Below are 25,548 nucleotides of genomic sequence, written 5' to 3' on the forward strand. Positions count from 1 at the left end.
ACAGCCCGGGTCTGACGAGGTCCCGGTGCTCCCCGCTCGGCCCGCAGTGCCGGAAACCGGCAGGGGGCGACGACCGGCCCGCACACCCCTGGGTAGCGTGCGGAAAATGACTTCCCACGTGACCGTCCGTACGGTCCGGACCGCCGACGCGGACGGGCTCGTGCCGCTCTACGCGGCGCTGTCGCACCCCGCCACGGCCGCTCAGGTGCGCAGTCGCCTCGAACGGCTGGCAGGCGACCCCACCTACGGCTTCTGGGTCGGTGAGGTCGTCTCGGGAGAGCTGCTGGGCTTCGCCGCCGGGCACCTGCTGTTCCCGGTGGAGGACGACACCCCGGCCGCTCAGCTCATCGCACTGGTCACCGCCGGGGACGCACGGGGGAGGGGCGTGGGCACGGCGCTGTGCGCCGCGTTCGAGGCCTGGGCCGTGGAGCGGGGTGCGGCCCGGGCCATGCTGAACTCCTCGACCGGGCGAGCCGAGGCCCACGCCTTCTACACGCGGCGCGGCTACACCGCGTCGGGAGTGCGGTTCTCGAAGTCCCTGTAGCACCGGGCCCCGTAGTACGGGGTCCCCGTAGCGCCGATCACCGGGTCGGCAGCGGTCTACCGGGGTGTCCGTGACGCGCGGAAGGCGGAGCGGTAGGCGAGCGGGCTCACGCCGAGGGTCCGGTGGAAGTGGCGCCGCAGCGTGGTGGCGGTGCCCATGCCGCAGCGGGCGGCGATCTGCTCGACGGTGGCGTCGGTGCTCTCCAGGAGTTCCTGGGCCAGGTGGACGCGCTGGCGGTGCAGCCACACGAGCGGGGTCGTCCCGGTTTCGGCTCGCACGCGCCGGACGAGCTGGCGGGAGCTCAGACCGGCCCGCCGGGCCAGGTCCTCGACGGTCAGGGGCCGGTCGAGGCGGGCGCGGGCCCACTCCAGGGCCTCTCCCAGGCTGTCGGGAGCGCGGGGGGTGGCCGGTGGGGCGATGAACTGGGCCTGCCCGCCCGGGCGGTGGGCCGGTGCGACGAGTCTGCGGGCGAGACCACTGGCCGCCGCGGCTCCGTGGTCGCCGCGCACCAGGTGCAGGCACAGGTCCAGCGCCGCGGTCTTCCCCGCCGAGGTGAGGACCTGCCCGGCGTCGGTGTAGAGAACGTCGGCGCGCACGTCGACGAGCGGGTGACGCCGGGCCAGCGCGTCGGCGTGCATCCAGTGCGTGGTGGCGGCCCGGCCGTCGAGCAGACCGGCGGCGGCGAGCACGAAGGCACCGGTGCACAGGGACGCGATCCGGCTTCCGGTGCGGTGGGCCTCGTGCAGGGCCGTCAGGAACGCGGGCTCGGGACGGGCCTCGGGGACGTGGGAGGCGGGCACGATCACGGTGTCGGCTCCGGGCAGGCCCTCGAACCGGTGCGCGGGGACTCCCGGCAGGAGGGGAGAGGCCGCGCCGTCGGCGGTGTGCGCGGTCAGGCGGTACCAGTCGCCGCCGGGGGACAGGTCGGAGCGGTCGGCTCCGAAGACCTCCGCGGCGATCGCGAGCTCGTAGGGCATCGTGTGTTCGTGTACGGCGATCGCGACCGTGTGCATGTCGCGAATTGTACGCAGGGCGTCGGATCGGACACTGGTCCGGTGCAGGTCCGCAGGACGAGGATGGCCGTCATGGAGCGAAACTCGTTGACGGGTCCGCGTGCGCGCGGACGTGTACTGGTCTACGGCGCCTACGGTCACACCGGGCGGTTCGTGGTCGCCGAACTGGTGCGCCGTGGTCTGGAGCCGGTGCTGTCGGGGAGGAACACGCACGCCCTCGCCGCTGTGGGCCGCGGTTACCCCGGCCTGGAGGTGCGCCCGGCCGACGTCGGGAACCCGGCGGCGCTGGAGGAGGCGGTCAGGGGCGTGGCGGCGGTGGTCAACTGCGCCGGGCCGTTCCTGGACACCGCGGGGCCGTTGGCGGCCGCCGCGGTCCGGGCCGGAGCCCACTACCTGGACGTGACCGCCGAACAGCCCTCGGTGCGGGCCACCTACCGCGCGCACGGCGAGGACGCCGCCACGGCGGGTGTGGTGGTCCTGCCCGCGATGGCCTTCTACGGGGGCCTCGCCGACCTGTTGGCCTCCGCCGTGGTCGGCGGACGAGGGGGCGGGGTGGAGGCGGTGACGGTCGCCATGGGGCTGGACCGGTGGTGGCCCACCGAGGGGACGAGGATCACCGGGAGGCGCAACACCGCTCCCCGTCTGGTGGTCGCCGGCGGGAAGCTGGTGCCGGTCGGCGAGTCCGCGCCGCCGCGCGTCTGGGACTTCCCCGTTCCCCTGGGGCGGCAGAAGGTCGTGCGACTCCCGTTCTCGGAGGTCGTCACGATGCACCGTCACCTGGGCGCGGAGCGGATCGACTCCTATCTGAGCGAGGCTCCCCTGGCCGAGTTGCGCGATCCGTCCACCTCCGGGCCCGAGGCCGTCGACGGGAGCGGGAGGTCCGCCCAGAGGTTCGCGGTGGACGTGCGGGTCCTGGCCGACGGGGTCGAGCACCGGGCCGTTGCCAGCGGCCGGGACATCTACGCGGTGACCGCGCCTCTGGTGGCGGAGGCGGTGACGCGTGTGCTGGACGGCCGTGTCCGCGCCACCGGGGCCCTCGCCCCCGGGCAGGCGTTCGACGCCGCGGACTTCCTGGCTGCGCTGTCCCCCGGGGCGCTGACGGTGGAGCTGCCCGGGGACGCGCGGCGGGAGCCTGAGCGGGCGCCGAAAACCCGGTGACGGCGGGGGAGCGGTCGGCCACAATGGGCCGATGGTCGACCGACACTTCTCCCAGCCGGACCTGGCCGAGCTCTACGACTACTTCAACTTCTGGCGGTCCTCACCCCAGGACGACTTCTACCTCGACCTGGTCATGGACGCCCGCCGCGTCCTGGACGTGGGCTGCGGGACGGGCAAGCTCCAGCGGGTGGCGCGCGGGCTCGGCCACACCGGCCGCCTGGTCGGCCTGGACCCGGCCGAGGCGATGCTGGAGGTCGGGCGGCGCGACCGCGACGACGTCGAGTGGACCCTGGGTGACCTGCGCACACGTTCCTTCGAGGGCGAGTTCGACCTGGTCGTCATGACCGGCCACGCCTTCCAGGTGTTTCTCACCGACGACGAGTTGCGGGAGTTCCTGGCGGCGGTGCGCCGCGCCCTGACCGCCGACGGGCGGTTCGTGTTCGAGACCCGCAACCCGGCCGCGCGGGGCTGGGAGGCGTGGACCCCCGAACGGGTGCGCACCGTGGACGGCCCCGGCGGGCGTAAGGCCACCTGTGTCCACTGGCTGGAGAGCGTGGAGGGCGACCTGGTCACCTTCACCTCCGACTACGGCGTCGAGGGGTGGGACCGGCCCAAGAGCAGCCGCAGCACGCTGCGCTTCCTGGACGCCGACGCCCTGAACGGCTTCCTGAACGAGGCCGGATTCGACGTGAGCGCGCAGTACGGCTACTGGGACCGGAGCCCGCTGACCGACGCGAGCGCGGAGATCATCACCTTCGCCCGGCCACGGTGATCGGCGGCCGAGTGACGTCCGTGCCGGGAATCCCGGAAAGCTTCTGCCGCGGAGCTGTCACACCCGCGCGCCGGGCGGGGTCGAGGGGGTGACAAGCCCGAAGGCACCCGGCCTGCCCGGCCGGGGCCCTCCCGACGAGGAGCGTCGCTGATGTCCACCGCCCACATCGTCCTCACCCTGCTCGGCGCCGCCCTGGCGGCCTTCTCCGCCGGGTCGGTCTTCCTGCGCGCGCAGTGGGTCGTGCAGCCCCTGACCGAGTACGGCGTCCCCCGTTCGTGGTGGCCCTGGCTCGGCGCGGCCAAGGCCGCGGGGGCTGCGGGCCTGCTGGCGGGCCTGTTCGTCCCGGTCGTCGGCGTGCTGGCTGGGGTCGGCCTGGTCCTGTACTTCACCGGGGCCGTGGTCACGGTGGTCCGGGCGCGCTCCTACGCGCACATCCCCTTCCCGCTGGTGTACGCGGCGCCGGTGGCCGCCTCCCTGGTGGTTCTCTGACCTCGGCCGCGCCGGTCGCCCGTCCCCGGAGGGCCGACGGGGCGACCGGCGGGCTCACCCGCGCGGGCCGAGGCTGGCCTGGAGCCCGTCCAGCAGGGCGTTGAGCCCGAACAGGAAGGTCTCCCACGCCTCCTGTTCCAGGTAGGGCTCGTCCTGGTTCTCGTTGCTGAACGCCCCCTGCTCCGACAGCAGGGTCAGCACGGGGAAGCGCTGGCCGAAGTCCGGGGCGACCCGGTCCAGCTGCGCGGAGCGCTCGTACCACCACGCGTCCTCGGCCACACCTGTGACCTCCGGGGCGCGGCGCGACTCCGAGGCGATCTGCACGGGTCCGCGCACGAGGGTGAACAGGTTGCCGTAGGCGCTGCGGATCTGCGTGGGGCCCAGCCCGGCGCGGTGCAGCACCACGGCCAGCGACTCGAACAGCCGGTACTCGTTGGGACCCAGCACCGGCCGGGCCTGGGAGACCTCCAGGGTCCAGGGGTGGCTCAGGTAGAAGTCCCACAGCCGGGTGGCCCAGGATGTCGTAGCCGTGCGCCAGTCTGGTTCGGCGTCGGCCTCGGCGGCGTCGGCCAGTTCGGCGAAGACGTGGTCGTACATCAGCTCCACGAGTTCGTTCTTGCTGGCCACGTAGGTGTAGAGCGACATGGCGGTGCGCCCCAGGCGCTGGCCCACCGCGCGCATGGACAGCGCCTGCATCCCCTCGGCGTCGGCGAGGGCGATGGCGGTCTCCACCACCAGGTCCACGCTGAGTTCGGGCTTGGGGCCGGGAGCCGTCCGGGCGCTGTCCCCGCCGCGCGAACGCCACAGCAGCTCCATGGTGCGACGGGCGTCACCCTGCCCGGCGTAGACCACCACTTGCATCTCCTTACGCTATAAACTAACGTTCTCCAGCCATCAGCTTACGCCATAAGGACTCCTGAGGAGCAGTGTGTCTTCCCACCCCACCACAGCGGACACCCACGACACCATCCAGGTCCGGGGAGCCCGGGAGAACAACCTCGCCGATGTCTCGGTGGACATCCCCAAACGGAGGCTGAGCGTCTTCACCGGCCTGTCCGGCTCGGGCAAGTCCTCCCTGGTCTTCGGAACGATCGCCGCCGAGTCCCAGCGCCTGATCAACGAGACCTACACGACCTTCGTCCAGTCGTTCATGCCCAGCCTGGGGCGGCCCGACGTGGACAGCCTGCGCAACCTCAGTGCGGCGATCATCGTCGACCAGGAGCGGATGGGCGCCAACTCCCGCTCCACCGTCGGCACCGCCACCGACGCCGCCGCCATGCTGCGGATCGTCTTCAGCCGGGTCGGCGCCCCGCGACTGGAACCCTCCAGCGCCTTCAGCTTCAACAACTCCGAGGGCATGTGCGGTGAGTGCGAGGGCCTGGGGCGCACCAACCAGATCGACGTGGACGAACTCGTCGACCGCGACCTGTCCCTGAACGAGGGCGCGATCACCGTCCCCGGCTACGGGGTGGGCAGCTGGTACTGGCAGGTCTTCGTCAACTCGGGCCTGCTGGACGCCGACAAGAAGGTGGCCGACTACACCGACCAGGAGCGGCACACCCTGCTGCACCTGCCCGTCACCAAGGTCAAGGTCGGCACCAACTCCTTCTCCTACGAGGGTCTGGTCCCCAAGATCAGGCGCACCTACCTGGCCAAGGACCGCGAGAAGATGCAGACGGCCGTGCGCGCCTTCGCCGACCGCGCGGTGACCTTCTCCACCTGCCCCGAGTGCGAGGGCGCCCGCCTCAACGCCCGGGCCCGGGCGGTCAAGGTCGCCGGACGCACCATCACCGAGTGCTCGGCCATGCAGGTGGACGAGCTGGCCGGGTTCGTGCGCTCCCTGGACGAGCCCTCGGTCAAGCCCCTGCTGGACAACCTCGGGCACACCCTGGAGTCCCTGGTGCAGGTGGGGCTGGGCTACCTGAGCCTGGACCGGGAGTCGGGCACGCTCTCGGGCGGCGAGGCGCAGCGGGTCAAGATGGTGCGCCATCTGGGTTCCAGCCTCAGCGACGTGACCTACGTCTTCGACGAGCCGACCGTGGGCCTGCACCCGCACGACATCGAGCGGATGAACAACCTGCTGCTGAGCCTGCGCGACAAGGGCAACACGGTGCTGGTGGTCGAGCACAAGCCCGAGACGATCGCCATCGCCGACCACGTGGTGGACCTGGGCCCCGGCGCCGGGCCCTCGGGCGGACGCGTCACCTACACCGGTGACGTGGCCGGGCTGCGGGCCTCGGGCACGCTCACGGGCGACCACCTGGACCACCGGGCCACCCTGCGCGAGCGGGTGCGCACGCCCCGGGGACACATCTCCATCACTGGCGCGAACTCGCACAATTTGAAGGACGTCAGCGTGGACGTCCCGACCGGGGTGCTCACGGTGGTCACCGGCGTGGCGGGCTCGGGCAAGAGCTCGCTCATCCACGGCGCCCTGCCCGGGCGTGAGGGCGTGGTGGTGGTCGACCAGTCGGCGATCAAGGGGTCGCGGCGCTCCAACCCGGCCACCTACACCGGGCTGCTGGACCCGATCCGCACCGCCTTCGCCCGCGCCAACAACGTCAAGGCGTCGCTGTTCAGCGCCAACTCCGAGGGCGCCTGCCCCGAGTGCAAGGGCGCCGGGGTCATCTACACCGACCTGGCGATGATGGCCGGGGTCTCCTCGCCATGCGAGCACTGCGAGGGCAAGCGGTTCCGGGCCGAGGTGCTCACGCACAAGCTGCGCGGCAAGGACATCAGCGAGGTGCTGGCGATGTCGGTGGTGGAGGCGCGGGAGTTCTTCTCCGGCGGCAACGCCCGCACCATCCTGGACCGGCTGCACGACGTGGGCCTGGGCTACCTGGGCCTGGGCCAGCCGCTGACCACCCTGTCGGGCGGTGAGCGCCAGCGCCTGAAGCTGGCCATCAACATGGCCCGCGACGGGGCGGTGTACGTGATGGACGAGCCGACCACCGGCCTGCACCTGGCCGACGTGGACCGGCTGCTGGCGCTGCTGGACCGGTTGGTGGACGACGGCAACACGGTGGTGGTGATCGAGCACCACCAGGCGGTGATGGCGCACGCCGACCACGTCATCGACCTGGGGCCGGGCGCCGGGCACGACGGCGGCCGGATCGTGTTCGAGGGCAGCCCCGCCCGGCTGGTGGCGGAGGGCGACACCCTCACCGCCCGCCACCTGCGGGCCTACCTGGAGCGCTGACCGACGTTCCCCGGGAGGGCCTGAGCGGCGGGTACGCGCGCCGAAGGCCCCCACGTGCGGCGGGGACAGCCGCGCGCTGTCCCCGTGTCCGCCCCGGCACCGCCAGTGCCGGGGCGGACGGGCCGTGCTGCCCGTCCGGTGGACTCGGTGACCCCGGCGGGATCAGGCGGCCCCGGTCCGACCTGACTCCGGGTCCGGAAACACGCGGGCACCGGCGGGACGGCGCGGTTGCGTCCGTGCCGCTCCCACCCCGGGACCACAGACGGCCCGGCGACGAGGGCGGCGACCGGGCGCCGTCGGGACGCGGTGGCCCCGGCACGGCGCCCGAGCCCTAGGCTGAGCCGGTGAGCGAACCGATCATCGTGGCCCGTGACGTGGACGTGGAACTGGGCGGCGTCCCGGTCCTGCGCGGAGTCGACCTCACGGTCGCGCCCGGGGAGGTGGTCGCGGTGCTCGGCGCCAACGGTGTCGGCAAGACCACCCTGCTGCGCTGCCTCGCGGGGCTCCAGCGGACCGCGGGCGAGGTCAGCGTGCTGGGCCGACCGCCCGTGGACGAACCCGGGTTCTGGCGCGAGGTCGCCCTGGTCGGCGACGAGCCCACCTGGTACCCGGGGCTGACCGTGCGCGAGCACCTGGAGCTGATGCGGGCCGTGCACGGCCCCGGACGACTGGAGGTGGCGGCGGCCGTGGAGCTGTTCGAGTTGTCCGGCTGCGCGGACCGGGCCCCGTCGTCGCTCTCGACCGGGCAGCGTCAGCGGCTGTCCCTGGCCATGGCGCTGCTGCGGCCGAGCCGGTTGCTGCTGCTGGACGAACCCGAACGCGGGCTCGACGCCGCCTTCCGGGGACGGCTCGCGGAGCTGCTCGTCGAGTACGCCGAGGACGGCGGCACGGTGGTGATGGTGACGCACGACCCGCGGTTCGCCGAGGACGCCCGCCATGTCGCCCTGGAGGCCGCCGCGTGAACGGGGCGACACGGGCGGGAGCGGCGCGCACGGGGGCGGCTCAGGTCCGGGCGTTCGTGCGGGCCCGCAACCGCCGACACCGCAGCTGGTCCGACCGCTACGTCATCCTGTTGGCCCTGGGGCTGCTGGTGGTGACGGTGTCCCCGGTGGTCGGCCGCGCGGTGGCGGCCGTGCCCGGCGCGGTCGATCCGGTGCGGGCGGGCGCGGGCCTGGCGCTGGTCGCGCTGCTGCTGGCGGCCTCCCTGAGGCTGGCGCGCGCGGTCGGGCCGACGGCGGTGTCGGCGGCGGACGCGGCGTGGCTGGTGCTCTCACCGCTGCCGCGCTGCGGCGTGCTGGCACCCGCGCTGCTGGTCCTGGCCGCGGTGTGCGCCGTGGTCGGTGCGGTGTTCGGTCTGGCGCTGCTGAGCGCGCTCGGCGCCCCCGACGCGCTGGCGCTCCGGCTGCTGGCGTCCGTGGTCCTGGCCGTGTCGTGGACGGTGGGCGGGGCGGCGACGGCCGTGCTGGCGCAGGCGTCGCAGCCCTGGGACGACCGGCTGTCCGCGCTGCTCGTCGCCCTCGTCGTCGCGGCGGCCGCCGCGACGGTGATGAGCGCTGGCCCGGGGCGCGGGGTGCTCGTGGGCATCGCGTCTGCTCCCGTGTCGGCGTGGGGCGCGGTGGCGTGCGCTTCGGCCGGGGTTGCCGCCGCTCTGGCGTGGCGGGCCTGGCGGGCTCTGGCGCGCATCCCGGCCCGTGCGGTCCTGGAGGCCTCGTCCAAGGCGGAACTCGCGGCGGGTGCGCTCCTGGTCATGGACCCGGATTCGCTGTCGTGGATCGCCGAGGACGCGCACTGGCGCTCACGCGTGCTGCGCTCGCGCGCGTGGCCGTCGCGGCTGCGCGGAGCGGCGGCGGTGGCCTGGCTGGACTGGCGGCGGCTGACGCGACGGCCGGGGCTCCTGGCGCTGGTAGCGGCGGTGACCGTCCTGCCCGTGCTGGCCGCGCGGGCGGGCGCCGGGGAGGCGGGTGCGCTGGTCGTCCTCGCCGTGGGCGCGCTGGCGGTCGCGGCTACGGGAACCGCGGGGGCGCGCCGGGACGCCGGGGACGCGGCGCTGGCGCGGTTGCTGGGCGCCGGTCCGCGCGCGCTCCTGGCGGCGCGGGCGGTGCTGCCCGCTCTGCTCGGCGGCCTGTGGCTGACCCTCGCGCTGGCCGGACTGGGCCTCGCGGGCTTCGGAGGGCTCTTGTGGCCGCTGGGGCTGTTGTGCGCTCCGGCGCTGGCCGCGGGAGCGCTGCGGCTGGCCCGGCGCCGACCCGTGGAGCACACGATGCCCGTCGTGGACACGCCCCTGGGTCCGGTGCCGCTGGGGCCGGTGGTGTGGGCGCTGACCGGCGCCGACATCGCCGTGCTCGGGTGCCTGCCCGCGCTTTTGGCGTTCGCCGCCGGGGTGACGGGGCCGCTGCTCGCGGCGCAGGCGGTGTGGGGCGCGGCGGTGCTGGCGGCCTACTGCGCCGCCCCGAGGCGCGGGTAGGGACGCGCACTGGAGAAGACGGTCGGGTCCTGCTGAGGCGCAGCCCCCGGACGCGGGGAGAGACGCGGGATCGGGGCACGCACGGCCTGAGGCGCGAGTTGGGGGCGTCGTCGCCACCGCCCGCCGGGGGCACGCCTTCGGCTCCGTCTGAGGCACGGGTGGGACGGAGGCCGCAAGCGTGGGCACCCGCTCAGGCTTCCGGCCCTTTTCGACTCGGCCGGGGCACGCGCGGCCTGCTGCGCCGCCCGGGGCGCGTGGTGAAGCAGCCGGTCCGTGGGAGCCGGGGCTCGGGCCGTTCCCCTCGCGGGCGACCGCTCAGGGTCCGGGTTCCTCGCCGTCCGGCCCGGTCGGAGCCGCCGCACCTGCCGACAGCAGTCTTCGCGCCAGCACACCACAGCGTCCCGCCAGCTCCGGCGGGTCGAGCACCTCGAAGTCGTGGCCCAACAGGAGCACGTGCATGAGCACGAAGTCGAGGTCGTGGCCGCCGCTGACCACCTCGCAGCGTCCGTCGCCCCGGCCCCGCACGACCGCCGCCGACGCGGGGATCTGCGCGCGCACCGTCTCGGTCGACGCGCGCACGAGGAAGCGCGCCTGACGCGGGTAGACCCGGCTGGCCACGCCCTCCTGCACGTACGCCGCCGCGTCGGGGGCCGCACGGGGGTGGAAACGCCAGGTCCGCGCGACCACAGCGCTCATCCGGTCCACGCGGAAGCTGCGCCAGTCGTCGCGGTCCAGGTCGTAGGCGAGCAGGTACCAGCGCCGTTCGGAGGCGACCAGGCGGCGCGGCTCGACCCGCCGCCGTCGCACCCCGCTCCCGGACGGGTAGTCGAAACCGGCCTCGACCTCGTCGCGGCAGGCCCGGGCCAGCGTCATGAGCACCTCGGGATCGACCGGCGTGCGGCCCGAGCCGAAGGACTCCACCGAACCGGAGAGCGCGCGCACCTCGTCGCGCAACCGGGTGGGCAGTACCCGGTCGAGCTTGGTCAGCGCCCGCAGCGCGGCGTCGCCCGCGCCGCCTTCCACACCGTCCGCGCCGCCCGCTCCGGCGAGCAGCGAGACCACGGTGGCGATCGCCTCCTCGTCGTCCAGCAGCAGCGGCGGCAGGTCCTTGCCCGGGCCGAGCTGGTAGCCCCCGCCGACGCCCTGGCTGGCGTGCACCGGATAGCCGAGCGCGCGCAGGCGGTCGACGTCGCGCCGCACCGTGCGCGGCGTGACCCCGAGCCGGTCGGCGAGTTCGGGACCGGTCCAGACCCGGCGACGCTGCAACAGCCCGAGCAGGGTGAGCACCCGTTCCGTCGTACCGCGTTCGTCGCCGCCTGCCGTGTCCATGCGGTCCACCCTGCCAGAGATAGCGGACCGATCCTGTCCGCCAGTGGTGCCAGGGTTGCCCCATGAGCACAGCAGAACTCGACTGGAACCAGACCCTGCGCGAGCAGTGGGAGTTCCACTGGAACCACCACATCCGGCCCCACTTCGAGGGCCTCACCGACGACGAGTACTTCTGGTCGCCGGTACCGGACTCACGCTCCTGGAGCGTGCGGCCGCGCGGCGGCTCGACGGCGCCCGTGCAGGGCGGTTCGGGGGACTTCACGATCGACTTCGCCTTCCCGGAGCCCGACCCCGCGCCCTTCACCACGATCGCCTGGCGGCTCGGCCACGTCATCGTCGGCGTGCTCGCCATGCGCAACGCGTCGCACTTCGGCGCACCGGCGGCCTCGTACGAGACGTGGGAGTACGCCGGAAGCGCGTCCGAGGCGCTCGACCAGCTCGAAACCCAGGTCGACGTGTGGCTGGCCGGGGTGCGCGGCCTCGACGCGGCCGCGCTGCGGACCCCGGTCGGTGACAAGGAGCCCTACCCCGAGGCGCCCATGGCGGACCTGGTGCTGCACATCCACCGCGAGCTGATCCATCATCTGTCCGAGGTCTGCCTGCTGCGCGACCTCTACCTGCACACGGCGGCAGCCGCGAACGGAGCGAACCGATGAGTCTCGACGTCCAGATCACCTTCGACGCGCACGACCCCCGGGCGCTGTCCTCCTTCTGGCGCGACGTGCTGGGCTACGTCCACCCCGGGCCGCCCGGCGTCGACCTGCCCGAGGGCGCCGACCCGCTGGCCGCGTGGGACGCCTTCCTGGAGCAGGTGGGCGTGCCCGAGGGCCAGCGCAACACGAGGTCGGCCGTCGAGGACCCCGAGGGGCGCGGTCCGCGGCTGTTCTTCCAGCGGGTGCCGGAGGACAAGGTGGTCAAGAACCGCCTCCACCTCGACGTCCGCGTGGCCCCCGGGCTGCTGGGGGAGGAGCGGATGGCGGCGCTGGAGGCCGAGTGCGCGCGGCTCCTCGCGCTGGGCGCGACGCGGGTGCGCCGCCACGAGCCGGAGCCGCCGATGGAGACCGGTTTCATCGTGATGGCCGACCCCGAGGGCAACGAGTTCTGCCTGGACTGAGGCCCTCCGGCCGTGGTCTCGGTGCCCGCGTTCCCCCGGGGGACGCGGGCACCGTCGTTCGTCCCGGCGGTGCTATCCGCACGCCGCACGGATCGTCCCCGGCGGCTCCTCCCCGTCCGAGGAGAGCATGCCCTCGACGACCTCCAGGGCCAGCCGCCGAATGCCCTCGAAGGCCTCGCCGCGTCCGGGAGCGAGCCAGGACAGGGACGGCAGCTCAGCGACGGTGCCGACGTGGCACCCGTCCTCGGCCGACCAGCGGACTCGGTAGGCGTAGTGGTCCGCGACGTTCACGGTCGCCCCTCCTGACTCTCCCAGCTCGACGGTCGCACCCGTTCCAGCACCGCGGACCATTGTGCCGAACTACCCGCCCTCCCCAGGGCACCGACCGCGCGAGAGGCCGCGGGGCCGCCACTGGCAGGTGACGCGCCGGGCGGCGCCGAAGTGGTGCGCCCGTCGCCGTCCACGCCCCGGAGGAGGAGGCAGGGACGGGCCCCGGGGCGGGTGGGTGGCCGCCCGGGGTCGGGTCAGGGACATCCCCGATAGCTTCCTGGCCGTGCGTGCTAGATTCTGGCCATGCGGTCAAAAAATGAACCAGGCGGACAGAAGCGGTCCTTCATCGAGGAGGCCCGCAGGGCGCAGATCACCGCGGCGGCGGTCGAGACCATCGCCGAGGTGGGCTACCCCAACGCCTCCCTGGCGCGGATCGCGCGCACGGCCGGGATCAGCAAGGGCGTGATCTCCTACCACTTCGCCGGAAAGGACGAGCTCATGGACCAGGTGGTGACCGACGTCTACACCGAGATCGCCGAGTCCGTCTTCCCCGGGATGCTGGAGCAGACCGACGCCGCCGACATGCTGCGGGCCCACGTGCGCGGCGTGGCCGAGTACGCGCTGTCCCACCCCGAGCGCATGGCCACGCTGGCGCAGATCTTCACCCACGCGCGCAAGGCGGACGGCTCCCCGCGCTACGGGGCGGCGGAGTCCGACGTGCTCTACGAGTCCCTGGAGGGCCTGTACCGGTCCGGACAGGAGAGCGGCGAGTTCCGCGACTTCGACGTGCGGGTGATGGCGGTGACCCAGCAGACGGCGATCGACGCGATGTTCGCCTACTGGAGCGTCCACCCCGGCCACGACCTCATGGCGCACGCCCGCGAGCTGGGCGAACTGCTCGTGCGTGCCACCCGCGCCGACCGCCCCCCACCCCCGAACGACTGACGAGGACACCATGACGCAGCACGCCAGCCCACCGCTCCTCCCGGACCCCGCGTCGCCCGCGCGCGGGCGCCTGCACCACGTCGACAACCTGCGGGTCGCGTTGACCGTGCTGGTCGTCCTGCACCACGTCGCGCTCACCTACGGCAACATCCCGGTGTGGTTCTACCTCGAACCGGCCCAGGACCCCTCCGGCGGTCTGCTGGACCTGCTCGTCTTCCTCAACCAGACCTACTTCATGGGACTGTTCTTCCTGCTCGCGGGCTACTTCGTGCCGGGAGCGGCCGACCGCCGGGGCGGGCGGGGGCTGGTCCGCGAGCGCCTGGTGCGCCTGGGTGCGCCCTTCCTGCTGTTCGTGCTGCTGGTCCGCCCGTTCCTGGTGATCCCCAACTACGGGCCCGCCGTCGAGATGTTCGCGGCCGAGGGCGGCGAGCTGCCGTTCTGGCTGTTCCTGATCGTGACCTACGACCCCGGGCCCATGTGGTTCGTGGAGGTCCTGCTGGTCATGACCCTGGCCTACGTGGCCGTGCGGAGCCTGCGCGAGCGCCGCGCCCGACAGGCGGGCGCGGAGGTCGAGCCCCCCGCGCGGCCCGCCGACACCGCTCCGCTGCGCTGGGCGGCGCCCGTCGCGGCCCTCACCCTGGGCCTGGCCCTGGTCACCTTCGCCTGGCGCTACCTGGCCCCGGCCCCGTACTGGCCGATCGTGGGGCTGCCCAGCCCCGGCTTCCTGCCCCAGTACGTCACCCTGTTCGTCCTGGGCGTGCTGGCCTACCGGGGCAACTGGCTGGTCCGGCTGCCCGGCGCCGCCGGGTGGTGGGGCGCGGCCCTGGCCCTGACGGGTCTGGCGGCGGGGGCGGCGGTCACGATCCTGTCGGGCGAGATCACACCCGCGTCGGGCACCTGGCAGGCGCTGGCGCAGATCACGTCCGAGTCGGTCCTGGCCACGGGCGCGGTGCTCACGCTGCTGGTGGGCTTCCGGCGCTTCGCCAGCGGGAGCAACCGCCTCACGCGCTGGCTGTCCGACAACGCCTTCGCCGTGTACGTCCTGCACCCGCTGGTGCTGGTGGGGCTGGGTGTGGCCCTGAGCGGTTGGGAGGCCAGCGCGCTCGTGAAGTTCCTCGGCATGGGAGCGCTCGCGGTTCCGGCCTGCTGGGCGCTGGCCACCGCCGTGCGAGCGGTTCCCGGAGCCCGGCGGATCCTGTGAGGGAGCGGTCGGGGCCCGTCTCCGCGAAAGCCGGGGACGGGCCCCGACCCGCGCGCGTCGGGCTAGGGTCGGAACGCGACCGACACGAAGGGACCGTGGTGACCAGCCAGAAGGAACGCATGCTCGCCGGTGAGCTCTACCAGGCGGACGACCCCGACCTCCAGGCCGACCTCATCCGGGCGGAGAGGCGTGCGGCGGCGTTCAACAACGCCTCCGTGGACGACCCGGACCGCCGAAAGCTCCTGGCCGACCTGGTGGGTGAGCTGGGCGAGGACGCCTGGGTCCGGCCCCCGCTGCGGGTGGACTACGGCTCCATGATCACCATCGGCGCGCGCACGTTCGTCAACTGCGGCGCGGTGATGCTGGACGTGGCCCCGATCAGCATCGGCGCGGACGTGCAGATCGGCCCCAACGTCCAGCTGCTCACCCCCACCCACCCCGTGGACCCCGAGCAGCGGCGCGACAAGTGGGAGGCGGCCGAGCCGATCACCATCGGCGACAACGTGTGGCTGGGCGGCGGGGTCATCGTCTGCCCGGGTGTGACGATCGGGGAGAACACCGTGGTGGGCGCCGGGGCGGTGGTCGTGCGCGACCTGCCCGCCAACGTGGTGGCCGTCGGCAACCCGGCCCGCGTGGTGCGCCACATCTGACCCGGCCCGGCCCCGGGGAGGATTCCGACCGTCCTCAGGGGCCGTGGCGGCGCCGTACGCACCGCCCGGTCGGCACGCCCCCGCGTGCCGGCCGGGCACGGAGAACCGTCCCCCGGTGTGGCGCCACCGGGGGACGGGGTCTGTGGCGGCGGAAGCGGTCCCCTTGACGCCCGCCCGAAGACGGGGGAAGGCTCCGTCCGGGCCTTCCCCCGCGACTCCTCTAGGACACCGCGCGTCCGGCCGGAACCGCCGCGGAGTCGTCGGCGGCGAACTGGGTCCGGTACAGCTCGGCGTAGCGGCCGCCGCGGGCCAGCAGTTCGGCGTGGGTGCCGCGCTCCACGATCCGTCCGGCCTCCACGACCAGGATGGCGTCGGCGGCGCGGACGGTGGAGAGCCGGTGGGCGATGACCAGCGCGGTCCGACCCTCCAGCGCCTCGGCTAGGGCGGCCTGCACCGCGGCCTCGGAGGTGGAGTCCAGGGCCGAGGTGGCCTCGTCGAGGATGACCACCTCGGGTCCGGCTACCAGCAGGCGGGCGATGGTCAGGCGCTGGCGTTCACCGCCGGAGAAGCGGTACCCGCGCTCGCCGACCACCGTGTCCAGTCCGTCGGGCAGGGCGGCGACGAGCTGGTCCAGGCGGGCGCGGCGCAGCGCGTCCCACAGCTCCTCCTCCGTCGCCCCGGGCCGGGCCAGCGACAGGTTGGCGCGCACGGTCTCGTGGAACAGGTGTCCGTCCTGGGTGACCATGCCCAGGGTGGCGCGCACGGAGGCGAAGGACAGGTCGCGCACGTCCACCCCCGCCAGGCGCACGGCGCCCGAGTCCACGTCGTACAGGCGCGGGGCCAGCTGGGCGATGGTGGACTTGCCCGCGCCGGAGGAGCCCACCAGGGCGACCGTCTGCCCGGGTTCGATCCGGAAGGACACCCCGTGCAGGACCTCGCGCTGCTCGGCGGTGTCCAGGACGGCGACCTCCTCCAGGGAGGCCAGCGACACCCTGTCCGCGGAGGGGTAGGCGAAGGAGACGTCGTCGAACTCCACCGACACCGGTCCGGCGGGGACCTCGCGGGCCTCCTCCCTCTCCTCCACCAGGGGCCGCAGGTCCAGGATCTCGAAGACCCGGCTGAAGCTGACCAGCGCGCTCATCACCTCCACCCGGGCGCTGGCCAGGGAGGTGAGCGGGGCGTACAGGCGGGTGAGGAGCATGCCCATGGACACCACGGTTCCCGCGTCCAGGCGGCCGGTCAGGGCGTAGAAGCCGCCCAGGCCGTAGACCAGGGCCAGGGCGAGCGCGGAGACCAGGGTCAGGGCGGTGAAGAAGACCTCCTGGACCATCGCGGTGCGCACGCCGATGTCGCGGACCCGTCCGGCGCGGCGGGCGAACTCGGCCGACTCCTCCTCGGGGCGGCCGAAGAGCTTGACCAGGGTGGCGCCCGGAGCCGAGAAGCGCTCGGTCATCTGGGTGCCCATGGCCGCGTTGTGGACGGTGCGCTCGCGCTCGATCCTGGCCAGACGCGCGCCCATGCGGCGGGCGGGCACCACGAACAGCGGCAGCAGCACGAGTGCGAGCAGCGTGATCTGCCAGGACAGGGCGAGCATGACGGCCAGGGCCAGGACCAGGGTGACCAGGTTGCTGAGCACCCCGGAGAGCACGTCGCTGAAGGCGCGCTGGGCGCCGATGACGTCGTTGTTGAGGCGGCTGACCAGGGCGCCGGTGCGGGTGCGGGTGAAGAAGGCGACCGGCATGCGCTGGACGTGGTCGTAGACGGTGGTGCGCAGGTCCAGGATGAGCCCCTCGCCGACGCGGGAGGAGAGCCAGCGCACCACCAGCCCCAGGGCGGCTTCGAGGACCGCGACGGCGGCGATGAGCCCGGCCAGGAACAGCACGGGTTCCAGCGGGCCGCCCTCGGTGATGGCGGTGACGACCCGTCCGGCCAGGAGCGGGGAGGCCACGGTCAGGACGGCGGTGACCACGCTCAGGGCCACGAACCAGGCGAGCTGGCGCGCGTGGGGCCGGGCGAAGGAGGCGATCCGGCGCAGGACGGGCAGGGAGAAGGGGCGCTGGTCCTCGCGGGCGTGCATGGCGTGGTACATCGAGCTCCACGCGGCCATTTCCATACTCATGGTCGTCCACCGGATCTGTCGGAGTTGATGCCATGAACCGTAGAACCTCAACAAATATTGAGGTCAAACTTCCGCCCACCACCGCCCGGAGGCCGCTGCGCGGGGGAGTGGGAAACCCTCAACGGACGCCTACGGCGCAGATTCCCCTCCCACCACCCGCCAACCGCCCGAAGGCCGCTGCGCGGGGCGGGCCACGCAAGAAACCGGTGTATAGCTACAGCGGCCCTGTCACCTCACCGAAGGGTCGGGGGTTGAGGAACGTTCGAACGAAAACCCGCGCCAAGCGCCGGATTCTGTTCCGTTGCCCATCAACCCCCGACTCCGAGTAGGGGCAGGAGCAGTTGGAACAGGGCCACGAGCCAGCCCGCCGCGCCGAAGATCATGCTGGCCACCGCGACCCTGTGTGTGGCGAGGGCCGCCCGGTGCGCCTGTTCCGCCTGTTCGCGCTCCACACGCATGCGCTCCGCATGGATCTCCGTGTAGGCGTCCATGCCTTCCACGAGGGCTTTCAGCAGTTCGAGCTGGCGCTCCTGGGCAGGGTCCGCGCGGTACTCCGCCAAGCGCACGGTGACGTTCTCGCGGTCCTTCACTCTTCCTTGCGAGCGCGTGGGCGGGGGTGGATCGGCCGGGGAGGCCAAAGCGTGCGCGATCCGTGCGAGGAAACCCCGTTTGCGGGGCGGAGCGGGGTCGTGCTGGGGCGGACGGCCCATCGCCGGTGCGTAGGGCAGGTCACCCTTGATCCGAGGGCGTGGTTGCGAGGGGCCGCCGAGGAAACGCAACAGGCGCTCGGCATGCGCGACGACGTCTGGATCGTGGTCCGGCTGGGGGGGTGGCGTCCATGGTGTCCACTCAATCAGGGCGACACGAGGAGTCGCGCTTCGATGCCCGAACCCGGCGAGCTGCGGCCGGGCACAGGGTAAGCCGGAAATGGACAAAGGCGTCTTCCAACGAACCCTGGAGGGCCCCTGACCGCACTGACAAGAGCAGTTACCGGCGGTCAGAATCAGGCGATACCGCGACGAACCATGCCAGCCCGCGCCATTCGGCCGCGGTTCGGGGCCCGGGCCGTCCGCATGGCCGGAACCGACCGGATCGGCGGCACCAGGGTGTGCCCGGAACGGGTCAGGAGGAGGCGCGGGCGATGGTGCCCGCGGTGAGGGTGGCCAGCATGTCCTGCAGGGCGGTGACGAAGTCCAGTTTGAACGCGGTGAGTGACGGGTCGGCCCGGTAGGCGGCGAGCATCGCCTCGGAGGGGTGGGCGTGCGTCCACACGGCGCCGATCGCCATGATCATGGCCGCGGTCAGGCGCGGGGCGTCCTCGCCCAGTTCGGGCAGGTGGCGGCCGGCCAGCGTGGCGACGGAGGCGACGTTGGCCACGGCCGCGCGCTTGTAGCGGGCGGACGCCTCGGCGGAGACGTTGTGCTCCAGCACACCCGCCTGGGAGCTCAGCAGGTCGCACAGGACCCGGCGCCCGGCGAGGGAGCGGGCGACGGCGGTGGCGAACTGCTCCGTGCGCCGCTCCACGGGCGCCGCCCGGTCGATGTCGGCGTCGAGGAGGGCGGGCAGGTCCGCGATCCACTGCCGCCAGGCGCGGTCCAGCAGCTCCAGCAGGATCGCTTCGCGGGATTCGAAGTAGCGCAGCACGTTGGACTTGGCCAGCCCGACCCGGCGGCTCAGCTCGTTGAGGCTGACGTCACCGGCGGGCATCTCCTCAAGCATGGCCGCGGTGGTGTCCAGTACCGCCTGGCGCCGGATCTCACGCTGCTCCTCACTGCGGGCGCGCTGGAAGTTCTCCATGCCCCCATATTACAAACCGTCGGTCTTTTGACATCAGACCACCGGTCTCTTAAATTGGGGGCGCGCCGCGAAAGACCTCCCGGGCCGGGTATCCGGTCGCCGGACGACCCGCGCACAGCACACGACGGACCAACGGAGAGGCACGCAGATGAACCACTGGACGCCTGACGACATCCCCGACCAGAGCGGCCGTACCGCGCTGATCACCGGCGGGAGCGGCGGGATCGGACTGGAGACCGCTCGCGTCCTGGCCCGGCACGGCGCCCGCGTCATCCTGGCGGGACGCAGCCGGAACAGACTGGACCAGGCCGCCGAGACCGTGCGCGCCGCCGCGCCCGGGGCCCGGACCGACACACTGGTACTCGACCTCGCCGACCTCTCGTCCGTCCGTGACGCCGCCACGCGAATCGCCGAGACCGAGACGATCGACCTGCTGTTCAACAACGCCGGCGTGATGAACCTGCCCGAGCGGCGGCTGACACGCGACGGTTTCGAGATGACGGTCGGCACCAACCACCTCGGCCACTTCGCCTTCGACGCCCGGGTCTGGCCCGCCGTACTGGGGGGGCGACCGGAATACGTGACGGATCGGCAATAGGCCCTGGGCTTGAACCTGATGGTGACGGTTTGACTACTTCCCGGACACGCTGCACCGAGTAGCGCTAGGTTGTCCGCGCCACTTCCGCTTCGTAGTCAAGGCAGGACCGATGGCGTCGATCGACCGCACCGCCTACCCCCGGTTCAAGAAGAGCGTGCCGCCCCAGGAGCTGTACGACGTCTTCACCCCCTCACCAAAGGAGATCGAGTGGGCCCAGCGCGCCACCCGCTCCGATGAGCACCTGCTCGCGCTGGTGGTCCAGCTCAAGGCCTTCCAACGGCTGGGGTACTTCCCCCGCATGGACGAGGTCCCCGACGCTGTAGTTGGTCATGTGCGCAGCCGCCTGGATCTGGCCGCCGATGTGGAGTGTGCCCACGATTCGGACCGGACCCGGCGCCACCACCGGGCACTGGTCCGCGACCGCCAGGGCGTCAACAGCGACCGCGAGGCCGCACGTGTCCTGGCCGAGGAGACCATGCGCGCCGAGGCGCGGGTCAAGGACAACCCGGCCGACCTGATCAACGTCGCCTTGGAGGAGCTGACGCGCAACAGCTTCGAGCTGCCCGGGTTCACCGTCTTGGACAAGATGGCCGCGCGGGTGCGAGCCGAGGTCAACTACGAGTTCTTCTTCGGCATCACCAAGCGCATGGGGGACGACGACATCGCCCGGATGGAAGGGCTGCTCCAGGTCCCTGCGGGACGGCGCACCTCCCCGGCCGACGACCTCAAACAGTCCGCGCGCCGCCCGTCGCTGTCGCGGTTCAAGCAGCACCTGCGGCACCTGCGCGACCTGGACCTGCTCGGGCCGACCCAGGTGTGGCTGGAAGAGGTTCCCAAGGCCAAGGTCGAGCACTTCGCCGCTGAGGCGCGGGTGCTGGATATCTCCCAACTGCGCAAGTTCAACGATGACAAGCGGATCGCGTTGGTGGTCAGCCTGGTCCACGTGGCCCGGGTGCGGGCTCGCGATGAGGTCGCGGGCATGTTCTGCCGCCGGATGGCGGCGATCCACAAGAAGGGGCGCGAGCGCCTGCAGGAGATCCGCGAACGCCAGCGGGCCGAGACCGAACGGCTGTGGGGCGTGTTCGGCCGTATGCTCTCGGGAGCCCGGGAGGCCCACGCCCACGGCGAGGCCGCCGCGTGGGCGGAGTCGGCGGTGTGCGAGCGGGCCGGGGAGCTGATGCTCAAACCGCTCGCCGACGCCGGCGGCGTCGCCAAGGTCTCGCAGGAGCACGAGGAGATCTCCGCCCACCACGGCAACAACTACACGGGCCTGATGGCGGGGTTCTACCGCTCCCACCGGGCAGCGCTGTTCGAGCTGCTGGAGGTGTTGGAGCTCAAGCCCACCAGCGCTGATGACTCGGTGCTGCGGGCGGTGGCGTTCATCCGCGCCAACCGGCACCTACGCGGTGAGTATGTCCCTGACCATCTGGAGGGCTGCGAGGCGTTGGATACCTCCTTCGTCTCCGAGCACTGGGCCAAGACGATCCGCGAGCGCGGTCGGCCGGGGGTTTTCGTGCGCCGCCAGTTGGAGGTGTGCGTGTTCTCCTACCTGGCCTCGGAGCTGCGCACGGGGGACGTGGCTGTGGTGGGGGCCGACTCCTACGCCAGCTTCCTGGACCAGCTCATGAGCGCCGAGGAGGCCCAGGGCAAGATCGCCGCCTACTGCGCCGAGGCGGGCATCCCCGACACGGCCGACGGGCTGTGCGACATGGTCCGGGGCCTGCTGGACGCGCACGCCGCGCGCACGGACGCCGCCTACCCTGACAACGCCGACCTGGCGATCGACGAGGACGGGGTGCCCACGCTCAAGCGGCGCCGCGGCCGCGAGCGCACCGCCTCCGCGCTCGCGCTGGAGGCCGCGGTCACCGAGCGCATGGACGAGGTCGGGCTGTTGGACATCGTCACCCGGACCGCGCACTGGATCGGCTGGTACCGCCACTTCGGGCCCTTGTCGGGGTCGGACCCCAAGATCAAGGACCCGTTGGGCCGCTACTCGGTCATCGGCTTCACCTACGGCACCAACCTGGGGCCGCACCAGATGTCGCGTCACCTGCGCGGCGGGCTCTCGCCGCACGAGATCGCCGGGCCCGCCCGCGAGCACGTCACCGCGCACAAGCTGAACCGGGCCAGCGCCGATGTGGTCAACGCCTTCAGCTGCCTGGACGTCACCTACTGGTGGGGCGATGGCTCACGGGTGGGGGCGGACGGCACCCAGATCGACACCTGGGACGACAACCTCCTGGCGGAGACGAGCGTGCGGTATGGCGGGTACGGGGGGATCGCCTACCGGCACATCGCCGATTCCTATATCGCGCTGTTCTCCCACTTCATTCCGTGCGGGGTGTGGGAGGCCGTCTACATCTTCGAGGGACTGCTGCGCCAGGAGAGCGGCCTGGAGCCCGAGACGCTCCACGCCGACACCCAGGGCCAGTCCCTGCCGGCCTTCGGACTGGCCGCTTTGCTGGGGGTGGAGCTGCTGCCCCGTATCCGCAACTGGAAGGACCTGGTCTTCTACCGCCCCAGCGCCAACGCCCGCTACCGCCACATCGATGCGCTGTTCGGCGAGGACGCGGTCATCAACTGGAAACTCATACGCACCCACTGGATCGACCTGATGCGCACCGTGCTGTCCATCAAGGAGGGACGGCTGTCCAGCTCGGTGCTGCTGCGCCGCCTGAGCAACGAGTCCAAGAAGAACCGGCTGTACCGGGCGTTCCGTGAGTTGGGGCGGGCGATGCGCACCACCGTGCTGCTGCGCTACCTCAACGAACCCGAGCTGCGCGAGGGCATCACCGCCGTCACCAACCGGGTGGAGGCCTTCCACGGGTTCTCCTCCTGGCTGCGGTTCGGCAACAACGGCACCCTGGCCGACAACGACCCCGACCACATGGAGCTGCTGGTCAAGTTCAACGAACTGCTGGCCAACTGCGTGATCTTCTACAACGCCGTGGCCATCACCGCGGCCCTGACCCAGCTCAGGAACGAGGGCCACCGCGTCTACGGGCCCGACGTGGCCTGTCTGGCCCCGTACATGAGCGCGCACATCCGCCGCTTCGGCGACTACGTGCTCGATGTGTCCCCGCCCGGCGCGGCCCAGGCCCACCTGGAACTGGACGAGACCGACCAGACACAAGAGAGCACGCGGTGAAGACTCACACCCCGAAGATGCAGGGCTCCCCGAGTCGTGAGGCGGCCCGACAGGTCGGCGGCCCCCGCGCGGCCTCTGTCACTTCTTGGGCGCGTCGGCTTCGGTGTCGCCGGAGCGCAGGGGCGGGGCCGTCGTCCGTCTGGACGCTGCAGCGCCCAGCGAGGATAGGCTGAGAGCGCTACTCCCCGGGAGAGCCGACGGCATACAGCACGGTAACCGATCACGCTGAATGTCGGTGTGTCAGATTGTTGTTACGAGGGGTGAACGGTGATTTCGGACCAACCCGAACTCGTACTCGACCGCATCGAGTGCGCCGCTCGCACCTTGGGTGCGGGCGGTCTGGTCGCGTTCCCCACCGAGACGGTGTACGGGCTCGGCGCCGATGCCGAGAATGTCGGCGCCGTGGAACGTGTCTTCACGGTGAAGGGGCGGCCGACGACGCATCCGCTGATCGTGCACCTCGGCGGCGCGCACCAGCTCGCTGAATGGGCGGCCGACGTGCCCGACACGGCGCACCTCATCGCCGAACGCTTCTGGCCGGGCCCGCTGACGCTGGTGCTTCGGCGGGCGGCCCGTGTTCCCCGTGTGGTCACCGGTGGCCTCGACACCATCGCGCTGCGGGTGCCGAACCATCCGGTCGCCTTGAAGATGCTGACGGCTTTCGGCGGCGGGGTGGCGGCGCCCTCGGCCAACCGCTTCGGCGAGGTCAGCCCTACGACGACCCGTCATGTCCATGCGGGATTGGGCGCGGACGTCGACTATGTGCTCGACGGTGGCCCGTGCTCGGTCGGCGTCGAGTCCGCCATCGTCGATCTCACGGGTGAGCCGGCGATCCTGCGCCCCGGTGGTGTGAGTCGAGAGGACCTCGAGCACGTACTGGGCCGTGCCGTGTCGGTGCGGGCCAAGAGCGCTGTCCGGGTTCCAGGCCAGTTCCCGTCGCACTACGCGCCGCGGGCCCGGGTGCTCCTGGTCGAACCGGACCGGGTCCTCGACGAAGCCGAACTGCTGGCGGCGCAAGGGCAACGGGTCGGTGTCCTTCTTCCCCCCGAGTTCGCGGGTGATGCCGTGTCGTCTTCCGCGCAGCACGTGATCGCGGTACCGGACTCGGCCGCACAGTACGCGCAGCGGCTCTATGGGTTCCTCCATGACTTCGACCGGCACGGATGCGAGGTCATCGTGGCATCACTTCCCGCCCTGGAGGGGATCGGATCGGCGATCGCGGACCGGCTCGGCCGGGCGGCCGGGCCCCGCGATCAGGCGAGTCGTGGCTCCGGCCGGTTCAGCGGTCGTTGAGGGCGGCGACGAGGTCTTCGAGGCGGGCGGCCCGGGAGGCCTTGATCAAGACGAGGTCGCCGGGGTGAAGGCCGCGGTGGAGGACGTCGTGGGCCTGCCGTGCGTCACGGACGGAGACGATGTCGAGGTGGTCGCATGCGGCGCGGGCGGCGTCGGCGATCAGGGCGGCGTGGTCATCGCCGACCACGACCAGGAGGTCGAGAGCGGCCTGTGCGGCGAGCACGCCCAGGTGGCGATGGGCTTGAGCGGCGTGCTCTCCGAGCTCGGCCATCTCTCCCAGGACCGCGATGCGGCGACGCGCGGTCACCGAGGTCAGCGCGGTGAGAGCGGCCGACATCGAGTCCGGATTCGCGTTGTACGCGTCGTGGATGAGGGTAATACCGTCATCCCGGACGATGGTCTGCATACGTCCGGCGGACCTGGGCCGTGCCTCGGTCAGCGCCTGGGCGATCATCGCGGTGTCCAGACCCAGGCCATGAGCGGTCGCCGCGACGGCGAGTGCGTTGCCGATGTGATGCCGACCGGTGAGCGAGAGCGTGACGGGCGCGGTGCCCTCGGGGGTGCACAGGGTGAATCCCGCGCGACCGTCCTGGGTGAGGCGCACGTCGCGGGCGTGCACGCGCGTCGGATGGGGGTGGTGGCTCCACCACAGAGGGCGGGCACGGGTGCGGTCCGCCATGGCTGAGACGAGCGGATCGTCGGCGTTGAGGACGGCGAGGCCGCCGTGGTCGGCGTCGGGGAGTCCGGCGACCAGTTCGCTCTTGGCCACGGCGATCCCGGCCTGTCCGTCGGGGTACTGGCCGATGTGGGCGGTGCCGACGTTGAGCACCAGGCCTACATGGGGCGTGACCAGGTCGCACAGGTAGCCGAGGTGCCCGCGGCCCCGGGCACCCATCTCCAGGACGAGGTAGCGCGTGTCGGGGGTGGCGTGCAGGATCGTGAGGGGGAAGCCGAGTTCGTTGTTGTACGAACCGCCGGTGGCGGTGACGGGTCCGTGGTGCGCCAGCACCTGGGCGGCGAGATCCTTGGTGCTGGTCTTGCCGTTCGATCCGGTGATGCCGATGACGGTCGCCGACAGGTGGCCCGCCACGTGGCGGGCCAGCGCGCCGAGCGCGACGGTGACATCGGCGACCTGGACGGCCGGGGCGGCCACCGGCCGTGAGGCGAGCACCAGCGCCGCGCCCGCGGCGATGGCGGCCGGGGCGTGGTCGTGCCCGTCGGTGTGCCGGCCGGAGAGCGCGGCGAACAGGCCGCCGGGGTGGACCCGGCGTGAGTCGATGCTTGCGGGTGCCGTGACCCACAGGAGGGGGTCGGTGCCGGCGGTCAGGCGACCTCCAGTGGCCTCGGCGATGGCGGTTGCGGTCAGAGGTATCACGTGGTTGGACTCCTGCGCGCGAAGGCTCTTGCCCGTCGGTGTCGACGTCGTCGGCGAGGACCAGGCCCGG

The 25,548-nt window shown here is 72.4% G+C and carries 23 protein-coding genes; 15 read left to right on the forward strand and 8 right to left on the reverse strand.

Features of this window, described 5'->3' with window-relative positions:
* Window positions 1-106 precede the first annotated feature (106 nt).
* Window positions 107-544 (forward strand): GNAT family N-acetyltransferase, encoded by a 438-nt coding sequence (locus ACSTA4_RS14950; protein WP_444964061.1) that lies wholly within the window; start codon window positions 107-109, stop codon window positions 542-544.
* Window positions 545-600: 56 nt separating this feature from the next.
* Here ACSTA4_RS14950 and ACSTA4_RS14955 read toward each other — a convergent pair whose 3' ends face one another.
* Window positions 601-1,557, reverse strand: coding sequence for a GlxA family transcriptional regulator (locus ACSTA4_RS14955; protein ID WP_444964062.1), 957 nt, complete (start codon window positions 1,555-1,557; stop codon window positions 601-603).
* 72 nt (window positions 1,558-1,629) lie between these two features.
* On the opposite strand from ACSTA4_RS14955, the gene ACSTA4_RS14960 reads away from it, so the two are divergent.
* The 3 genes from ACSTA4_RS14960 to ACSTA4_RS14970 all read left to right on the forward strand — a co-directional run bounded on the left by ACSTA4_RS14960 (window position 1,630) and on the right by ACSTA4_RS14970 (window position 3,976).
* Window positions 1,630-2,715 (forward strand): saccharopine dehydrogenase family protein, encoded by a 1,086-nt coding sequence (locus ACSTA4_RS14960; protein ID WP_444959811.1) that lies wholly within the window; start codon window positions 1,630-1,632, stop codon window positions 2,713-2,715.
* A 31-nt stretch (window positions 2,716-2,746) separates the two neighbouring features.
* Window positions 2,747-3,487, forward strand: a complete 741-nt coding sequence (locus ACSTA4_RS14965) for a class I SAM-dependent methyltransferase (protein WP_444959812.1) — start codon at window positions 2,747-2,749, stop codon at window positions 3,485-3,487.
* 150 nt (window positions 3,488-3,637) lie between these two features.
* A complete protein-coding gene (locus tag ACSTA4_RS14970; protein WP_444959813.1) occupies window positions 3,638-3,976 on the forward strand; it encodes a DoxX family protein in 339 nt (112 codons plus the stop codon).
* 54 nt (window positions 3,977-4,030) lie between these two features.
* Here the strand turns inward: ACSTA4_RS14970 and ACSTA4_RS14975 are convergent, their stop codons facing one another.
* A complete protein-coding gene (locus ACSTA4_RS14975; RefSeq protein ID WP_444964181.1) occupies window positions 4,031-4,831 on the reverse strand; it encodes a TetR/AcrR family transcriptional regulator in 801 nt (266 codons plus the stop codon).
* Window positions 4,832-4,904: 73 nt separating this feature from the next.
* On the opposite strand from ACSTA4_RS14975, the gene ACSTA4_RS14980 reads away from it, so the two are divergent.
* The 3 genes from ACSTA4_RS14980 to ACSTA4_RS14990 all read left to right on the forward strand — a co-directional run bounded on the left by ACSTA4_RS14980 (window position 4,905) and on the right by ACSTA4_RS14990 (window position 9,639).
* The gene (locus ACSTA4_RS14980) at window positions 4,905-7,175 is read left to right on the forward strand and encodes an ATP-binding cassette domain-containing protein (protein ID WP_444959814.1); all 2,271 of its coding nucleotides are present in this window, start codon (window positions 4,905-4,907) and stop codon (window positions 7,173-7,175) included.
* Between the two features lie 344 nt (window positions 7,176-7,519).
* Window positions 7,520-8,137, forward strand: coding sequence for a heme ABC exporter ATP-binding protein CcmA (gene ccmA, locus ACSTA4_RS14985; protein ID WP_444959815.1), 618 nt, complete (start codon window positions 7,520-7,522; stop codon window positions 8,135-8,137).
* On the forward strand, window positions 8,134-9,639 hold the full coding sequence (locus ACSTA4_RS14990) for a DUF6297 family protein (protein ID WP_444959816.1): 1,506 nt from the start codon (window positions 8,134-8,136) through the stop codon (window positions 9,637-9,639). Before ccmA ends, ACSTA4_RS14990 begins: the two co-directional genes overlap by 4 nt.
* Before the next feature lie 315 nt (window positions 9,640-9,954).
* On the opposite strand, the gene ACSTA4_RS14995 is transcribed toward ACSTA4_RS14990, so the two are convergent.
* Complete coding sequence (locus ACSTA4_RS14995; RefSeq protein ID WP_444959817.1) at window positions 9,955-10,968, reverse strand: helix-turn-helix transcriptional regulator; 1,014 nt, start codon at window positions 10,966-10,968, stop codon at window positions 9,955-9,957.
* Window positions 10,969-11,030: 62 nt separating this feature from the next.
* On the opposite strand from ACSTA4_RS14995, the gene ACSTA4_RS15000 reads away from it, so the two are divergent.
* Window positions 11,031-11,624 carry a DinB family protein gene (locus ACSTA4_RS15000; protein WP_444959818.1) on the forward strand — a complete coding sequence of 198 codons (594 nt, stop codon included), beginning with the start codon at window positions 11,031-11,033 and terminating at the stop codon, window positions 11,622-11,624.
* Window positions 11,621-12,082, forward strand: coding sequence for a VOC family protein (locus ACSTA4_RS15005; protein ID WP_444959819.1), 462 nt, complete (start codon window positions 11,621-11,623; stop codon window positions 12,080-12,082). Before ACSTA4_RS15000 ends, ACSTA4_RS15005 begins: the two co-directional genes overlap by 4 nt.
* A gap of 72 nt (window positions 12,083-12,154) precedes the next feature.
* Here ACSTA4_RS15005 and ACSTA4_RS15010 read toward each other — a convergent pair whose 3' ends face one another.
* On the reverse strand, window positions 12,155-12,373 hold the full coding sequence (locus tag ACSTA4_RS15010) for a hypothetical protein (protein WP_444959820.1): 219 nt from the start codon (window positions 12,371-12,373) through the stop codon (window positions 12,155-12,157).
* A gap of 282 nt (window positions 12,374-12,655) precedes the next feature.
* On the opposite strand from ACSTA4_RS15010, the gene ACSTA4_RS15015 reads away from it, so the two are divergent.
* The 3 genes from ACSTA4_RS15015 (at window position 12,656) to ACSTA4_RS15025 (ending at window position 15,148) form a co-directional block, all read left to right on the forward strand.
* A complete protein-coding gene (locus ACSTA4_RS15015; RefSeq protein WP_444959821.1) occupies window positions 12,656-13,297 on the forward strand; it encodes a TetR/AcrR family transcriptional regulator in 642 nt (213 codons plus the stop codon).
* A gap of 10 nt (window positions 13,298-13,307) precedes the next feature.
* Window positions 13,308-14,498, forward strand: a complete 1,191-nt coding sequence (locus ACSTA4_RS15020) for an acyltransferase family protein (RefSeq protein WP_444959822.1) — start codon at window positions 13,308-13,310, stop codon at window positions 14,496-14,498.
* 95 nt (window positions 14,499-14,593) lie between these two features.
* Window positions 14,594-15,148, forward strand: a complete 555-nt coding sequence (locus ACSTA4_RS15025) for a sugar O-acetyltransferase (RefSeq protein ID WP_248770448.1) — start codon at window positions 14,594-14,596, stop codon at window positions 15,146-15,148.
* 220 nt (window positions 15,149-15,368) lie between these two features.
* Here ACSTA4_RS15025 and ACSTA4_RS15030 read toward each other — a convergent pair whose 3' ends face one another.
* The 3 genes from ACSTA4_RS15030 to ACSTA4_RS15040 form a co-directional block, all read right to left on the reverse strand.
* Window positions 15,369-17,267: an ABC transporter ATP-binding protein gene (locus ACSTA4_RS15030; RefSeq protein WP_444959823.1), complete on the reverse strand. Its 1,899-nt coding sequence runs from the start codon at window positions 17,265-17,267 to the stop codon at window positions 15,369-15,371.
* A 308-nt stretch (window positions 17,268-17,575) separates the two neighbouring features.
* Complete coding sequence (locus tag ACSTA4_RS15035; RefSeq protein ID WP_248770450.1) at window positions 17,576-17,857, reverse strand: hypothetical protein; 282 nt, start codon at window positions 17,855-17,857, stop codon at window positions 17,576-17,578.
* Window positions 17,858-18,389: 532 nt separating this feature from the next.
* Complete coding sequence (locus tag ACSTA4_RS15040; RefSeq protein WP_444959824.1) at window positions 18,390-19,064, reverse strand: TetR family transcriptional regulator; 675 nt, start codon at window positions 19,062-19,064, stop codon at window positions 18,390-18,392.
* Window positions 19,065-19,212: 148 nt separating this feature from the next.
* On the opposite strand from ACSTA4_RS15040, the gene ACSTA4_RS15045 reads away from it, so the two are divergent.
* The 3 genes from ACSTA4_RS15045 to ACSTA4_RS15055 all read left to right on the forward strand — a co-directional run bounded on the left by ACSTA4_RS15045 (window position 19,213) and on the right by ACSTA4_RS15055 (window position 24,103).
* Entirely contained in the window at window positions 19,213-19,662 is a 450-nt protein-coding gene (locus ACSTA4_RS15045; RefSeq protein WP_444959825.1) for an SDR family NAD(P)-dependent oxidoreductase, read from the forward strand.
* A 109-nt stretch (window positions 19,663-19,771) separates the two neighbouring features.
* On the forward strand, window positions 19,772-22,810 hold the full coding sequence (locus tag ACSTA4_RS15050; protein WP_061081151.1) for a Tn3 family transposase: 3,039 nt from the start codon (window positions 19,772-19,774) through the stop codon (window positions 22,808-22,810).
* A 267-nt stretch (window positions 22,811-23,077) separates the two neighbouring features.
* Window positions 23,078-24,103: an L-threonylcarbamoyladenylate synthase gene (locus tag ACSTA4_RS15055; RefSeq protein WP_061081150.1), complete on the forward strand. Its 1,026-nt coding sequence runs from the start codon at window positions 23,078-23,080 to the stop codon at window positions 24,101-24,103.
* Here the strand turns inward: ACSTA4_RS15055 and ACSTA4_RS15060 are convergent.
* Window positions 24,090-25,478 (reverse strand): UDP-N-acetylmuramoyl-tripeptide--D-alanyl-D-alanine ligase, encoded by a 1,389-nt coding sequence (locus ACSTA4_RS15060; RefSeq protein WP_061081149.1) that lies wholly within the window; start codon window positions 25,476-25,478, stop codon window positions 24,090-24,092. The genes ACSTA4_RS15055 and ACSTA4_RS15060 overlap by 14 nt on opposite strands.
* Window positions 25,479-25,548 lie beyond the last annotated feature (70 nt).

It is taken from the genome of Nocardiopsis sp. M1B1 (assembly GCF_052466615.1).

Excerpts from the sequence above, each read along its gene's own strand:
- ACSTA4_RS15040 (WP_444959824.1), bottom strand. The coding sequence starts at position 19,064 with ATGGAGAACTTCCAGCGCGCCCGCAGTGAGGAGCAGCGTGAGATCCGG.
- ACSTA4_RS14995 (WP_444959817.1), bottom strand. The coding sequence starts at position 10,968 with ATGGACACGGCAGGCGGCGACGAACGCGGTACGACGGAACGGGTGCTC.
- ACSTA4_RS14955 (WP_444964062.1), bottom strand. The coding sequence starts at position 1,557 with ATGCACACGGTCGCGATCGCCGTACACGAACACACGATGCCCTACGAG.
- ACSTA4_RS15005 (WP_444959819.1), top strand. The coding sequence starts at position 11,621 with ATGAGTCTCGACGTCCAGATCACCTTCGACGCGCACGACCCCCGGGCG.
- ACSTA4_RS15000 (WP_444959818.1), top strand. The coding sequence starts at position 11,031 with ATGAGCACAGCAGAACTCGACTGGAACCAGACCCTGCGCGAGCAGTGG.
- ACSTA4_RS14970 (WP_444959813.1), top strand. The coding sequence starts at position 3,638 with ATGTCCACCGCCCACATCGTCCTCACCCTGCTCGGCGCCGCCCTGGCG.
- ACSTA4_RS14950 (WP_444964061.1), top strand. The coding sequence starts at position 107 with ATGACTTCCCACGTGACCGTCCGTACGGTCCGGACCGCCGACGCGGAC.
- ACSTA4_RS14960 (WP_444959811.1), top strand. The coding sequence starts at position 1,630 with ATGGAGCGAAACTCGTTGACGGGTCCGCGTGCGCGCGGACGTGTACTG.
- ACSTA4_RS15030 (WP_444959823.1), bottom strand. The coding sequence starts at position 17,267 with ATGAGTATGGAAATGGCCGCGTGGAGCTCGATGTACCACGCCATGCAC.
- ACSTA4_RS15050 (WP_061081151.1), top strand. The coding sequence starts at position 19,772 with ATGGCGTCGATCGACCGCACCGCCTACCCCCGGTTCAAGAAGAGCGTG.
- ACSTA4_RS14965 (WP_444959812.1), top strand. The coding sequence starts at position 2,747 with ATGGTCGACCGACACTTCTCCCAGCCGGACCTGGCCGAGCTCTACGAC.
- ACSTA4_RS15020 (WP_444959822.1), top strand. The coding sequence starts at position 13,308 with ATGACGCAGCACGCCAGCCCACCGCTCCTCCCGGACCCCGCGTCGCCC.
- ACSTA4_RS15015 (WP_444959821.1), top strand. The coding sequence starts at position 12,656 with ATGCGGTCAAAAAATGAACCAGGCGGACAGAAGCGGTCCTTCATCGAG.
- ACSTA4_RS15045 (WP_444959825.1), top strand. The coding sequence starts at position 19,213 with ATGAACCACTGGACGCCTGACGACATCCCCGACCAGAGCGGCCGTACC.